The sequence below is a fragment of the uncultured Gilvimarinus sp. genome (assembly GCF_963975215.1).
In the GTDB taxonomy this organism is placed as follows: domain Bacteria; phylum Pseudomonadota; class Gammaproteobacteria; order Pseudomonadales; family Cellvibrionaceae; genus Gilvimarinus.
This window is the reverse complement of the sequence record NZ_CAXBFW010000015.1, coordinates 54,619-68,949: the sequence shown is the minus strand read 5'-3', so window position 1 is coordinate 68,949 and position 14,331 is coordinate 54,619. Positions and strand designations below refer to the sequence as shown.

Below are 14,331 nucleotides of genomic sequence, written 5' to 3'. Positions count from 1 at the left end.
GTTAGTTGGTCGCGGCGTCCGCTTTGTCGATCTGTTTAGTGATGTACATTTGTTGCAAGAACGACAGAGTGTTGTTGGTTACCCAGTAAAGTACTAAGCCCGCCGGGAACCACAGGAACATAGCGGTAAACACGACCGGCATAAACTGCATGATCTTGGCTTGCATTGGGTCCGGCGGCGTCGGGCTTAAACGCATGGTGAGCCACATGGTGAAACCCATCAGCAGCGGCAAAACAAAGATCGGGTCTTTAACGGATAAATCTGGGATCCATAAAAAGGGTGTGTGGCGCAGCTCAACCGATTCCATGAGTACCCAGTACAGGGCGAGGAACACGGGCATCTGTACCAGCATGGGTAAACAACCGCCTAACGGGTTCACTTTTTCGGTTTTGTAGAGCTTCATGGTCTCTTGCGACATTTTTTGCCGGTCGTCGCCATAGCGCTCTTTTAGCTCTTTCATTTTGGGGGCGAGTTTGCGCATCCGCGCCATAGACCGGTAGCTGGTGGCACTTAGCTTAAAGAAGATTGCTTTAATAATAATTGTCAGGGCAATAATTGATAGGCCCCAATTGCCGATTAAGCTGTGAATATAGTCCAGTACACTGAACAAAGGCTTGGCCATCCACCACAGCCAGCCGTAATCGACGGTGAGGTCTAAGTAGGGGGCAATCTCTTCAAGTTTGGTGGTGTCTTTGGGGCCGGCGTAAAACTGCGAGTGTATTTTACCCTGGCTGTTTGCCGGTACAGTGACCGCTTCGCTGGTAAAGCCCAACAGGTAAACGTCATTGTTGCCTTGCTGGCGCAAAAAGAAGTTGTTTTGCGACTCGGCGTTGGGGATCCAGGCACTGATAAAGTAGTGTTGCACCATCGACACCCAGCCACCTTCAATTTGGGTGGTAAAGGTTTTTTCTTGCAGGTCATCAAAGTCGAACTTTTTGTAGCGCTCGTCATTGGTGGTAAGCGCGGCGCCGACAAATGGCTTCATGCCAATACCGGTATCTGAGTCGGGCTCGTGGCTGTCGCGTTTAATTTGTCCGTACACACTCGCTTGCCAGGGAGCATCGCTGGTGTTGTTAATCAGGTAATCGACATCGACGCGGTATTCGCCCCGATGAAAAGTAAAGCGCTTGGTGATAGTGGCGCCATCTTGCGCAAAGGTAAGGTCTACCGCCAGCGAGTCTTGCCCCTCGGGCAATTCATAATGAGACGCATCCGAGGTAAATGTGGGGCGACCTTTGGCGCTATCGGTACCGTTTTGGCCCACCAACCCACTTTGTACGCTGTAAGTCTTGTTGGTGTTGCTGTGGATAAGCACAAATGGCTGATCGGGGGTATCGATATGCGCATAGTGGCGCGGCAGAGCTACCCGGGTAATATCACCGCCGAGGGTGTTAATGCTGACCTCGAGAGAGTCGGTAACTACGGTGATTGATTGCTGGCTTGGCGCGGCAGGCTTGCTGGGCGACTGATCGTCCGCCGATGCTAGCGTGGGTACGTCCCCAGCGCTGGCGTCTGGCGCACCGGGAATAGCGCTACCCGAACTATTACTGGTAGCTACCGCTGGTTCGGCTTGGGGGCGGGATTGCTCGAAGTCGTCCCAGCGCATAATGAGCATAATAACCACGGCCGCCATTGCCGCGAGTAACAGGTTCTTTTGCCAGTCCATCTTAATGTTTGCCATTTGTCGTCTGCGATTGAGTTAGTTTGTTGTCAGGTACAGGGTCGAAGCCGCCTGAGTGCCACGGGTGACATTTTAAAAGTCGGCACAGAGTTAAATAAACCCCTTTAATAAAGCCAAATCGATTAATAGCCTCCTCACTATAGTGTGAGCAGGTGGGATAAAAGCGACACTGATTGCCCACCCAAGGGCTTAATAGGTAGCGATAGGCGTGAATAAGCTTGATCGCGAGCCAGCTCACGGAGTTTGCTCCTGCGGCTTTGCCGCCGCCTGGTCCCGCTTACGCGCGATGCGCTGCCATTGCTTACTTAGCATTTTTTCAATCGCGCTGTTGTCGCACTCATCCAGCCCCCGGCGAGCCAGTACAATAACATCTAAGCCGTGCAATTGTTGCTGGTGCTTACGAAAACTTTCGCGAATCTGGCGCTTAACGCGGTTGCGACCCACCGCTAAACGGATGTTCTTTTTAGCGATAATTAGCCCCAGACGGGCGTGATCGAAGCCATTGGTGCGCGAGAGGATTAAAAGGTGCTGATGGGAGGCACGAAAAGGAGCATTGGCAAACACCGCCTGAAAGTCAGCGGACTTTAGTAGTCGCAGGGCTTTGGGGAAAGCGTAGCTGCTCACAGGTGATTGCCTCGGGCGTTAAAAGTAGATAGGCAGAAACAGCAAAGGGCACCGCTATAGACCTTCGTAAGAGACAAAAAGCGCTCTTACAAAGAAGCTATAGCGGTGCCCTTTACGGTCACACGCGTAGCGAAAAGCTTAAACTGCTAAGCTTTTACGGCCTTTGGCACGACGGCGGGCTAATACAGCACGACCGTTTTTGGTGGCCATACGAGAGCGGAAACCGTGAGCGCGTGCGCGCTTCAATACGCTGGGCTGAAATGTTCTTTTCATGGGGCTAACCTACCGATTACCTTGTTCAATTACTCACACTGGGTGCGAAAAGAGGCGCGATTCTATATAAATCCAGAGCTTAAATCAATCGTTATCCGGATAAATCGCTTATTTTATGTTCGTTTGTAAGTTTGCATAGCTTGTGGTCAGCTTATAAATAGTTTACCCACAGGTTTATTCACAGGTGGGTTGGTTGCCGGTAGGGGAGTGAGTTCGCGGCCTGAAGCTTTTTTTGCTTTTTTTATCAATCATCTATTGAGTATAAATAAAGTTTTTGGCAGTTGGCTAAAAATAATCAACCCGGTATGTGGATAACTTTTAGTGTGGGCGGTACACTACCCGGCTTTCGTTTATTTTTAATAAATTGGCTTGTTGGGGGTCGTGTTTTGCCGCATTCGGTGTGGAATTATTGTGTGTCCAGTTTGCGTGAGGAGCTTCCCTCACAGCAATTTAATACCTGGATACGCCCACTCAAAATCGATGAGGAGGCCGATGCGGGTCTACTTCGCCTGTTGGCGCCCAACCGCTTTGTCTGCGATTGGGTATGTGAGAAGTTTTTAGAGCGTATTACCGAGCTTGCCAAGCACTATCAGGACGGCCCGGAGTTTGCGATTGAAGTGGGTGTGGGTGCCAGAACAGCCCCTCGCACCAGTCGCCCAGCGCCTGGCCCAGCGGCCCCTGTAAGGCAGTCGCATACATCGAGTGTCGGTGCTAGCAGCGAGCGGCCCGCTGCGCCTGCCCCAGCCCCCAAACCGGCTCCAGCGCCCGCTCCAGAGATGAGCTCAGGCGTAGAGGGCGGGTTAAAGCATAAAGATAACCTCAATCGCGGCTTTACCTTTAATAGCTTTGTTGAGGGTAAGTCTAACCAGTTGGGGTTAGCGGCGGCACGTCAGGTATCAGAAAACCCAGGCGGCGCCTACAACCCACTGTTTATTTACGGTGGCGTGGGGTTGGGTAAAACCCACTTGATGCAGGCTGTGGGTAATGCCTTAATCAATAAAAACCCCAACGCTAAGGTCATTTATCTACACTCAGAGCGCTTTGTGGCCGACATGGTAAAAGCGCTACAGTTAAACGCGATTAATGACTTTAAACGCTACTACCGCTCGGTGGATGCGCTGTTAATTGATGACATCCAATTTTTTGCCGGTAAAGAGCGCTCGCAGGAGGAGTTCTTTCATACCTTTAACTCCTTGTTAGAAGGTGGGCAACAGATTATTCTGACCTGTGACCGCTACCCGAAAGAAATCAATGGGTTGGAGGAGCGCCTTAAGTCTCGTTTTGGTTGGGGCCTGACCGTTGCGGTAGAGCCACCAGAGCTTGAGATGCGTGTGGCAATTTTGATGAAAAAAGCGGCACAGGTGGCGGTAGACTTACCCCATGATGCGGCTTTCTTTATTGCTCAGCGTATTCGCTCGAACGTAAGGGAGCTAGAAGGCGCACTTAAAAGGGTGATAGCAAGTGCTCACTTCACGGGTCGGCCAATCGATGTTGAATTGGTGCGTGAGGCCCTGAAAGACCTGCTGGCACTGCAGGACAAGCAAGTCAGTATCGAGAATATTCAGCGTGTGGTTGGTGAGTATTACAAAATTAAAATTGGCGACATGCTCTCTAAGCGTCGCTCGCGGTCGGTAGCTCGCCCTCGCCAGGTGGCAATGTCACTGGCAAAGCAACTGACCAACCACAGCTTGCCGGAAATTGGCGATGCCTTTGGTGGCCGTGACCACACAACCGTATTGCACGCTTGCCGAAAAATTAAAGAGTTAGAAGAAGAAGACGCGGATATTCGCGAAGACTTAAAAAATCTGTTGCGCTCGCTAACCACCTAATTACCAACCTGTTAGGTATAGTTACGGGCACCCAAGGAGCGACCAGATTGACTCTAGGTTGCCAGTTATTCAGCAAAATGGACCAGACGAAGAGACCAGCACATGAAACTTGTCGTATCCCGCGAGGCTTTATTAAAACCCCTGCAACTGGTATCAGGTGTGGTGGAACGCCGCCAGACATTACCAGTTTTATCCAATGTTTTGCTGGTGTTAGAGGGAAGCCGTCTGTCGCTGACAGGCACCGACCTCGAGGTGGAAATTGTCGGTCGGGTTGAGCTGGAAAGCCCGGGTATCGATGGCGAGATTACCGTACCGGCGCGCAAGTTTGTGGATATCGTGCGGTCTTTGCCCGACGATGCCGATATAGAGCTGGCTGAAGAGGAGGGTAGAATCCTTCTTAAAAGCGGCCGCAGCCGTTTTACCTTGTCGACCTTGCCGGCCACAGACTTTCCCAATGTCGAAGATGGGCCTAGTGACTTACAGTTTAGTTGTCAGCAGCGTGAGGTGAAACGCCTGATTGAGCGCACGGCCTTTGCCATGGCGCAACAGGACGTACGTTATTATTTAAACGGCATGCTCTGGGAAGTTAAACAAGATCAGCTGCGTGTGGTGGCCACCGACGGGCACCGCATGGCTATGTGTACCCGGGCGGTGGGCGTTAATACCGCTGATACTATCCAGGCGATTTTACCGCGTAAAGGTGTGCTGGAGTTGTCCCGTTTAATGGGGGATGTTGAGGACCTGGTTGATATTACCTTAAGCGCCAACCACGTGCGGGTTACCTCGGAGGACTACACTTTTACCTCTAAATTGGTCGACGGTAAGTTTCCAGACTACGAGCGGGTATTGCCACGCGGTGGCGATAAGATAGTATTTGGCTCCCGCACCGAGTTAAAACAAGCATTTTCCCGTACTGCGATTCTATCCAATGAAAAATACCGTGGTGTGCGCTTACTGCTGGAGGATGGCCAGTTAACCATTGTGGCCAACAACCCAGAGCAGGAAGAGGCGGAAGAGCAGTTGACGGTAGACTACAGCGGCAACTCGCTCGAAGTAGGCTTTAATGTTAGCTACCTAACGGATGTTGCTAATGTGATCGACAGCGACACCATTAAAATCACCCTGTCTGATGCCAACAGCAGCGCCTTGCTGGAAGAGCCTGTCGACGATGGTGATTCGCTTTACGTTGTTATGCCAATGCGCCTGTAAGGGCGCATTTGTCATTTAATACTTTCCTTTCTGTATGTCCCTCAAGCGGCTGGTTGTCCAGAATCTACGTAATCTTACCTCGGTCGATATTCAGCCATCCTTAGACGTTAACCTTATCTATGGTCAAAATGGCTCGGGGAAGACCTCTATTCTTGAGGCTATCCACGTCTTATCCCTTGGTCGCTCGTTTCGCGGCCCCAAAATCAAAGCCTTAATTAACGAGCTGCAGCCGGATATGACGGTTTTTGGCCGCGTGGCTGACGTGAGTGGTGAGATCCCGCTGGGCGTGTCTCGCTCACGCATTGGCGATTCTGCCTTTAAGGCGCATGGGCAGCCGGTATCATCGTTGGCAGAGTTAGCCGCCTTGCTACCGTTACAGGTGATTAACGCCGATGCTTTCTTATTGCTAGAGGGGAGCCCCAGTGTTCGCCGGCAATTTCTCGATTGGTTGGTGTTCCACGTGGAACCAGGCTTCTTTAGCGCCTGGAAGGCTTCACAGCGTTGTTTAAAACAACGGAATAGTATCCTCCGCCGTGATAGAATAGAGGGCTCTGAGCTGCGCGTGTGGGAGCGAGAGCTTATCGCTGTAAGTGAGCAGATCTCGCAGATGCGTGCGAAGGCGTTTGCCGCCTTTAGCGAAGTGTTTCATCAGTTGATAGACGAGTTTGTTATGGCTGATGGTTTGACTCTAAGCCTGTATCGAGGGTGGGATAAAGATAAATCCTACTCTGATGTGCTGGCCGATACGCTTGAGCGGGACAGTCGCTTGGGGTACACCGGCGCCGGTATTCATCGAGGCGATATCAGGATTCGCATCAAGGGCCATGCAGCGGCAGATGTACTCTCCCGTGGTCAACAAAAGCTTTTGGTTTGCGCCATGAAGATAACTCAAGGGGTTGTCTTTGCTAAGCTCACCGGCCGTCAGTGCATTTATCTGGTGGACGATCTGCCGGCAGAGCTGGATGAGCAGCACCGTCAGTTGTTGGTGGACTGGCTGGATCGTTTAAATACTCAGGTTTTTGTCACCGGAGTAGAGCAAGAGGCCTTATTGGCACCTTGGCAGAATAAGCCAGAACGAGACATCAAACTGTTCCACGTGGAACACGGCGAGATTTTAGGATAGGAATAATCAAGCTCGCGCAGGTATAGCGCCGGCTAAACGAATAAACCCGGAGTGTAAGACCTATGTCAGACGATATCCCCAATTATGATTCGTCCAGTATTAAAGTTCTTAAAGGTCTGGATGCCGTACGTAAGCGGCCAGGCATGTACATTGGTGATACCGATGACGGCACCGGTCTGCACCATATGGTCTTTGAGGTGGTGGATAACTCTATCGATGAAGCTCTGGCAGGTCACTGCTCTGAGATCAATGTGGTCATCCACCCCGACGAATCCGTGTCTGTCTCCGATAATGGCCGCGGTATTCCCACGGAGATGCACGAAGAGGGCGTCTCGGCCGCCGAGGTAATTCTTACAGTACTGCACGCCGGTGGTAAGTTTGATGACAACACCTACAAGGTCTCTGGCGGCTTGCACGGCGTGGGTGTCTCCGTGGTTAACGCTTTGTCTGCAGAGTTAAAGCTCACCATTCGCCGTGGTGGCAAGGTGCACGAGCAGGTTTACCGTCATGGCGTGCCTCAAGAGCCGCTGGAGGTTGTGGGCGATACCAGCACAACAGGTACCGAGATTCACTTTAAGCCTTCCGCCGATACCTTTACCAACATTGAATTCCATTTTGAGTTGTTGGCAAAGCGCTTGCGCGAGTTGTCATTTCTTAACTCTGGTGTGCGCATTGTGCTTAAAGATGAGCGCAGCGGTAAAGAAGAGGTTTACGAGTATGAGGGTGGTTTACGGGCCTTTGTCGAGCACCTTAACGTTAATAAAACCCCTATCAACAAGGTTGTGCATTTTAATACCACGCGCGATGACGGGATTGCCGTAGAGGTGGCGTTGCAGTGGAATGACTCCTTCCAGGAGAACCTCTTTTGCTACACCAATAATATCCCTCAGCGCGATGGTGGCACCCATTTGGCGGGGTTTCGGGCGGCGCTAACCCGCAGTATGAACACTTATATTGAGCGTGAAGGGTTAGCCCAGAAGGCCAAAGTGAGCACCACCGGTGACGATGCCCGCGAAGGGTTAACGGCGATTATCTCGGTTAAGGTGCCAGACCCAAAATTCTCGTCTCAGACCAAAGATAAGCTGGTGTCATCCGAGGTGAAAACCGCGGTTGAGCAAGAAATGACGCAGAACTTTACCGACTTTTTGCTCGAGAGCCCGCAAGAGGCCAAGGCCATCGTGGGTAAAATGATTGATGCCGCCCGCGCCCGTGAAGCGGCCCGTAAAGCCCGTGAGATGACACGCCGCAAGGGCGCGTTGGACATTGCCGGGTTACCCGGCAAGCTTGCCGACTGCCAGGAGAAAGACCCCGCGCTGTCCGAACTCTACTTAGTGGAGGGTGACTCAGCCGGTGGCTCTGCCAAGCAGGGGCGCGCCCGTAAAACTCAGGCTATTTTGCCGCTTAAGGGTAAGATTCTGAACGTCGAGAAAGCGCGCTTCGATAAAATGCTCTCGTCGGCGGAGGTGGGCACCCTGATAACCGCGCTGGGTTGTGGTATTGGTAAAAGCGAGTTTGACCCGGAAAAACTGCGCTATCACAGCATTATTATCATGACGGATGCCGATGTGGATGGCTCGCACATCCGCACCTTGTTGCTGACCTTCTTCTTCCGTCAGATGCGCGAGCTTATCGAGCGCGGCCACGTGTATATTGCCCAGCCGCCTCTGTACAAAATCGCTAAAGGCAAGCAGGAGCAATACCTGAAGGATGAAGCGGCACGTACAGAGTTTCTTACTCAAGCCGCGTTGGAAAACGCCAGCCTGCATGTTAATGCGAATGCGCCAGGCGTTAGTGGCGAAGCGCTGGAGGCGTTGGTTCGCGAGTTTCGTACGGTCATGGACACGATAGATCGACTGTCGCGTTTATACCCTAGCGACGTACTGGAGCAGATGATTCACCTGCCATCGCTCAATGCCGATCAATTGGGTGATCAGGCGCATATGGAAAACTGGTGTGAGCTGTTAGCAAGCCACTTTGTTAACTCTCATCGCGCGGGCAGTGACCGCTACGAAATCAGTGTGCGCGAAGACGACGAGCGCCACCTGTTTTTGCCGCATATCGAGATCATCGAGCACGGCGTGGCAGCGGAATACCCATTCAACCACGAGTTCTTTGCCTCCGGTGAATATCGTTCGATTATCGCGCTGGGCGAAAAGCTCGAAAGCTTAATTGAAGAGGGCGCTTACGTACAGCGCGGCGAGAAAACTCAAGAGGTGGAGAGTTTTCAGCAAGCGCTTGAGTGGCTGATGAAAGAGGCAACCCGTGGTTACTCTATTCAGCGCTACAAAGGCCTTGGTGAGATGAACCCGGAGCAATTGTGGGAGACCACAATGAACCCTGAAACCCGGCGTATGCTGAAGGTAAATATTGCCGACGCCATTGGTGCCGATCAAATCTTTACTACTTTGATGGGGGACCATGTTGAGCCCCGCCGTGAATTTATTGAGTCAAACGCACTAGCCGTTGCCAACCTGGACGTGTAATAGTCAGGTTAAAACGCCAACGGTTATACCGCTCAGGTTGATGCCCTTGGGGTCATAAATAGTCAAAGCCGATATTGCCAGTAGTGCGGTATCGGCTTTTTTACGCCCATTACTTGGGTTATCTTACAGTTATGTAATCGGTTACATATTTTTGCGCTCTGTGGCGATTGTCTGATTAATGTTGATTGTTTTGCAGGTTAATAAAACTTGTTGGCCAAAATAAACGGTGGCGTTTTAGAGATTCGCTCTGATCTGGCGCAAGCCTATCGCTTAAATCAATTTTTATCGTTATTAAGCGACTTGCGCAGAAATTATAAAATACCTTTTAAAATCATAATGTTAGGATTGTGGTCACTTTTTTTCGCAAAGTGACCCGGGTCAAATTGAGCGTATTGCGAAGCTGGGTCGACCCGAAAGGTGGATCGTTTAACTATCGGGATAACAGGTCGAACCGAACAAAGAGCACATTGTCCTGCCTGCACGTGACTTAGCGTGTGGACATATAACAACATCGACCACTTAAAAGGGCCTAACCGTAAGTTACCTTGGGGGAGAATATCCTGATGTTAAAACGATCCAAATTATCCTTAGCGATTGTCGGCACTCTAACGGCGTATAGCACGGCGGCATTTGCACAAGAATCAACCGCACTTGATAGCGACCTGATAGAAGAGGTTGTGGTTACCGGTATTGCCGGTAGTATCGAGCGAAGCATTGACCGCAAACGCAATGAAATGCTGATCTCGGACAGCATCTCGGCCGAAGATTTAGGCAAGTTTCCCGATAACAATGTCGCAGACTCCTTGCAGCGAGTTCCGGGTGTTGCCATTGATCGCGAAGGCGGTGAAGGTCGTTTTGTCAGTATTCGTGGCCTTGGCCCTGACTTTACCGGGGTTATGGTGAACGGTCGTTCGCCGGCTACCGAGAACGAAGAGCGTGCCTTTAGCTTTGACACCCTGGCCTCTGAGTTGGTTAGTGCGGTGGATGTCTTTAAAACGTCGGCGCCAACTCTAAAAGAGGGTGGTTTGGGCGGTACGATCAATATTGTGACCGCCAGACCGCTGGATTACGACGGCTTTAAGTTCGCCGGTACCTTAAAAGGTATGTACGAAGAAAATAGCGAAGATGTGAGCCCACAAGGCTCGTTTATCATCAGCGATACCTTTAACGACGGAATGTTTGGCGTACTGGCGTCTATGACGTATCAAGAGCGATCGGCGGCAAAATACACCGTCGAGAACGAATTTATAACCAAAACCACCCTGGAGCCCTTTTTAACATTTACCGATCCGAGTCAGGGTTGGGGGGGAGGCTACGCCTATTCCGGTGATGGCCTGGAGCAAGACACCTACCGGATTCAAAGCCTTTATGCCGGCACCACCGAGGAGACCCGCAAAAGAGTTGGCGGCAACCTGGTGTTTCAGGCGCGCCCCACAGACAACCTGACCTTAACCGCTGACGTTATCTACTCGGATTACGATACCTCTACCAAAGAGTATTCCACAGGCTCGTACATGTGGGCGCCCACCTTGTCCGATGTTAATCAGGTGGACGAAAACGGCTTTTACAATGTGATCAATCATGGCTACGACGATGGCTACGAGATCAGTGGTTATGCGCACCTGTTAACCACCACTGAGCGTCCCACCGAGTCGGTTATTGGCGGTTTTAACGCCGAGTGGTTTATCACCGATGAGTTCTCTATGGTGGCGGATATATCTCGCTCAGAGGCTGAACTCGATAACCGCGGCTTAGACCGTATGTACATTCTCGAGTTTTTAGATCGCCCCGGATATATCCTCACCTCCAATGGTGGTATTCCAAGCTACCAGTATAAAGATGAAGAGGCGATCCGGCCCGAGATGGGCAGTCAGAACATGCAAGATCTGCGGGCGCGAATCACATCGAACGACGGTATTTATAACAAAGGCGTTAACGATGAGTATCAGTTGGATTTTACCTGGGAGCCAGGCAATAGCAGCATCAGCGCGGTAAAGTTTGGTGTTAATAAAACCGTCTCGGACAAACAAACCGAGTACTGGGCAACCCCCGAATTAATCCGTCGTATGTACCATGGTTTGGCCACCCGGCAGGAAATTGACTACGACAGTATCGTAGAGGGTGTTATGCACTCTGGGGATAATTTCGGCGGGCTTAACGCTGATGTTTATATGATTAATCCGGAAGCTTACCGGGAGTGGATGGCGGAAAACATCGACGGCCGGACACAGGCCAACACACCCACCGGTATTGCTTCAAAAGAAGCCTTTTTGGCTAACAACAGCAGTTGGGATGCCGTTCGTTCGAACGACTCCTATCAAATTGAAGAGAGTGTCACCTCGGCTTACTTAGAGGTAGATATCGATACTGAGTTGTTCTCGATGCCCTTGTACCTATCGGGTGGTGTGCGTTATAGCGCCACCGATGTTGAGTCCGATGGTACAACACAGGTTCTTGAGTCACTTGAGCGTGAGAGCACATTGCCAGGTGAACCACCTTCGCCCTGGCTAGTACAAAACTACGCCGATGCGGCGGGCACTGCCGTGACAATCGACAGCGACTACGACAACTGGTTGCCGTCGATCAACGCGACCCTTGAGGTTACCCCGGAATTCTACATTCGTGCGGCCCTAAGTGAGACCTTAACGCGCCCAACCTTATCGGCGCTGGCGCCTTACACAACCTACCAAACCACAACAGTTTCTACCCGTACTGCGATGGGGGGCAACCCCAACCTGAAGCCATATAAGTCGACGAACTACGATGTATCGTTTGAGTACTACTATGGTGATTCGAATATTCTGTCGTTGGCACTTTACCAAAAAGACATTAAAGACTTTATTGTGCGCTACTCAAGCCCGGAGACGATTCCGGGTATCGAAGTCGAAGATCCGTCTTGGCGTGAGTTTATGGTAACGCGGCCACAAAACAGCAAAACGGCCAAGATTGAAGGTGCCGAGATTAACGTAACGCATTTGTTTGATAGTGGTTTGGGTATTACGGCCAACTATACGTTTGTTAACAGCAGCGCGTCGTTAAGTGAGGCCTCGGATGCCGAGCAGTTTGCACTGCCAGGTTTAAGCGATACCGGAAACCTTTCGGTTTTCTACGGCCAGGGTAATTTTGAAGGACGAATCGCTTACAACTACAGAACTTCATTTCTTGGGTTAGTGTTTAACGGCCCTGCCAACGAGCCGGTTCATTACGATGATTACGGTACTCTGGATTTTAGTGTCAATTACGATTTAACCGATGTGCTAACACTGTTTGTTGAGGGCATTAACATAACCGGTGAAACCGTGAATAAATACGGCCGCTACGAGAACCAGTTTGTTGGCTACGAAGATACCGGCGCTCTTTATACCGTTGGCGTTCGAGCTAATTTCTAACGCTTTATCCTCGCTTTGACCCGGTTTTTACCGGGTCTTTTTTAATTAAAATCGAATGAGGTATACACAGTGAAGCTATTTGGTAGGCTTTCCGGGCCATTGCTACTGGTAATCTTCGCGCTTATTTCTTTTCCCTCCAAAGCTGAACAAACATCGGCTTTTGTCGGTGGAAATTGCGTCGATATTAATGGGATGTATGTTGCGTTGGGAAATGGCAGCAGCGGCATTCTAGGAAACTTCAACAAAGAAACAGAGTTGCTAACCTTTGCCAGGAACAATGGCATCAACTACCTAATTTTCTACAACTTAGAAGGTATGAGTAATGTTCAGGGCCGGGAAGACGACCTTGCTAACCTGATATCAAGAGCGAAAAACTATTTTGGCGTACAGCAAGTCGCTGCCGCACTAGGGGCGGCAGCGTCAGCGGATGAAATTGTCAATTACAACAGCAACCGGTCAAACGAAGAGAGAATTGATGTTCTCAATCTCGAGTACGAGTTTTGGCACGGCAGTGATAGGGCAGCGTCCTTTCAGAATACGCTAAATATACTGAGCTATTTCTCCACCGTTGCTACACAACACAACCTTGAAACGGAAATCTATATTGGCTGGATAACAGAGCAAGAGGGCGCGAGCCTAGCAGACGCGGTAGATCGGGTACTGGTACATTATTACCGTCAAAATGATCTGAATATTATCAACTATGGTTTAGACCGTCTGGAATATTTAGCCTCTGGTAACAGCAGCGTAAAAATAGCACCGATATTCTCTAACGAAGGCCCCGAAAACACCGGTGATCCAACCGGTTACTTTATGGGCCCCTGGCTTGAAACTCACTCCATTGATCAGCCGTTTAAAACATGGCTGAGTGAATATCAGCAACTCGGCGAGCAATGGCAGCAAAATCTAGAGGTTATGGGTAGTACATGGTTTTTGTACAACTACTTTGCAGATATTAATAGCACCGCGGTCAATCATATAACCTCTAACCCTACAGGAGCTGAGGTGTGCAATGGTGATTCAGTCGATTTGACGGTAACCAGCTCTGCTGTAGCAAAAGATATTGGTTGGTTCAAAGATGGTGTGTGCCTCACGAATGGCGGCTCTTATCAAAATGCCGATAGCTCGGTGTTATCTATTACTTCGATTGGCACGGAGCAATACGGGAGCTACAGCGCAAGGGTTGTGAGCTACGACACAAGCAACCCAACGAGCCAGGTTTCGCAGTCAGCTAGTGTATCTAAAGATCCAACTTGTGCAGCTTCTACCACTAATCTGGCGTTAGGTAAGCCGGTGATTGCGTCGTCTTATATCGCAGCAGGATACGAGCCGGGCAAAGTCGTTGATGGTGTGACGAGCAACAGTCGTTGGGCCAGTGAGTATCAAGGTGATCAGTGGGTTCAGGTTGATCTTGGTGGGGTATTCAGCCTGTCTCAGATAGACATCATTTGGGATGCTGCGTATGCGTTGAACTATCAAATATTGGTTTCTTTGGATGGTGCTGGTTGGTCTGAGATATCGAGCATTAGCGCCAACCAAAACCTTTATAACAGTTTTCAGTACCAGGGTACTAACGCTCGTTATATTCGTGTTCTGGGAGCGCAAAAAGCGCTGCCACAGTGGGGCTATTCAATGGAAGAAATTGAAGTTTACGGCGACCCTGTCATCTGAGATTCCGGCAATAACACGGATACCTGTTATCGAACAACTAACAGAGGCT

10 protein-coding genes are annotated in these 14,331 nt (G+C 50.4%); 6 read left to right on the top strand and 4 right to left on the bottom strand.

Features of this window, described 5'->3' with window-relative positions; all coding sequences use genetic code 11:
• Position 1: 1 nt before the first annotated feature.
• The 4 genes from yidC to rpmH form a co-directional block, all read right to left on the bottom strand.
• Entirely contained in the window at positions 2–1,666 is a 1,665-nt protein-coding gene (gene yidC, locus AAC019_RS11205; protein WP_339898995.1) for a membrane protein insertase YidC, read from the bottom strand.
• 1 nt (position 1,667) lies between these two features.
• Positions 1,668–1,919 (bottom strand): membrane protein insertion efficiency factor YidD, encoded by a 252-nt coding sequence (gene yidD, locus AAC019_RS11200; RefSeq protein WP_339898967.1) that lies wholly within the window; start codon positions 1,917–1,919, stop codon positions 1,668–1,670.
• A complete protein-coding gene (gene rnpA / locus AAC019_RS11195) occupies positions 1,916–2,305 on the bottom strand; it encodes a ribonuclease P protein component (protein ID WP_339898966.1) in 390 nt (129 codons plus the stop codon). The genes yidD and rnpA overlap by 4 nt, the downstream gene beginning before the upstream one ends.
• A gap of 138 nt (positions 2,306–2,443) precedes the next feature.
• Positions 2,444–2,578: a 50S ribosomal protein L34 gene (gene rpmH, locus AAC019_RS11190; protein ID WP_041521949.1), complete on the bottom strand. Its 135-nt coding sequence runs from the start codon at positions 2,576–2,578 to the stop codon at positions 2,444–2,446.
• Positions 2,579–2,964: 386 nt separating this feature from the next.
• Here rpmH and dnaA point away from each other — a divergent pair, with 386 nt between their 5' ends.
• The 6 genes from dnaA (at position 2,965) to AAC019_RS11160 (ending at position 14,282) form a co-directional block, all read left to right on the top strand.
• Positions 2,965–4,407: a chromosomal replication initiator protein DnaA gene (gene dnaA, locus AAC019_RS11185; protein WP_339898965.1), complete on the top strand. Its 1,443-nt coding sequence runs from the start codon at positions 2,965–2,967 to the stop codon at positions 4,405–4,407.
• A 102-nt stretch (positions 4,408–4,509) separates the two neighbouring features.
• Positions 4,510–5,616 (top strand): DNA polymerase III subunit beta, encoded by a 1,107-nt coding sequence (gene dnaN / locus AAC019_RS11180; protein ID WP_339898964.1) that lies wholly within the window; start codon positions 4,510–4,512, stop codon positions 5,614–5,616.
• A 34-nt stretch (positions 5,617–5,650) separates the two neighbouring features.
• Positions 5,651–6,739, top strand: coding sequence for a DNA replication/repair protein RecF (gene recF / locus AAC019_RS11175; protein WP_339898963.1), 1,089 nt, complete (start codon positions 5,651–5,653; stop codon positions 6,737–6,739).
• 62 nt (positions 6,740–6,801) lie between these two features.
• On the top strand, positions 6,802–9,222 hold the full coding sequence (gene gyrB / locus AAC019_RS11170; RefSeq protein ID WP_339898962.1) for a DNA topoisomerase (ATP-hydrolyzing) subunit B: 2,421 nt from the start codon (positions 6,802–6,804) through the stop codon (positions 9,220–9,222).
• Between the two features lie 563 nt (positions 9,223–9,785).
• Complete coding sequence (locus tag AAC019_RS11165; protein WP_339898961.1) at positions 9,786–12,611, top strand: TonB-dependent receptor; 2,826 nt, start codon at positions 9,786–9,788, stop codon at positions 12,609–12,611.
• A gap of 69 nt (positions 12,612–12,680) precedes the next feature.
• Positions 12,681–14,282: a discoidin domain-containing protein gene (locus tag AAC019_RS11160; protein ID WP_339898960.1), complete on the top strand. Its 1,602-nt coding sequence runs from the start codon at positions 12,681–12,683 to the stop codon at positions 14,280–14,282.
• Positions 14,283–14,331 lie beyond the last annotated feature (49 nt).

Bases quoted from the DNA above. Each gene is read 5' to 3' on its own strand.
- recF (WP_339898963.1), top strand. From the start codon at position 5,651: ATGTCCCTCAAGCGGCTGGTTGTCCAGAATCTACGTAATCTTACCTCG.
- yidC (WP_339898995.1), bottom strand. From the start codon at position 1,666: ATGGACTGGCAAAAGAACCTGTTACTCGCGGCAATGGCGGCCGTGGTT.
- dnaN (WP_339898964.1), top strand. From the start codon at position 4,510: ATGAAACTTGTCGTATCCCGCGAGGCTTTATTAAAACCCCTGCAACTG.
- AAC019_RS11165 (WP_339898961.1), top strand. From the start codon at position 9,786: ATGTTAAAACGATCCAAATTATCCTTAGCGATTGTCGGCACTCTAACG.
- rpmH (WP_041521949.1), bottom strand. From the start codon at position 2,578: ATGAAAAGAACATTTCAGCCCAGCGTATTGAAGCGCGCACGCGCTCAC.
- gyrB (WP_339898962.1), top strand. From the start codon at position 6,802: ATGTCAGACGATATCCCCAATTATGATTCGTCCAGTATTAAAGTTCTT.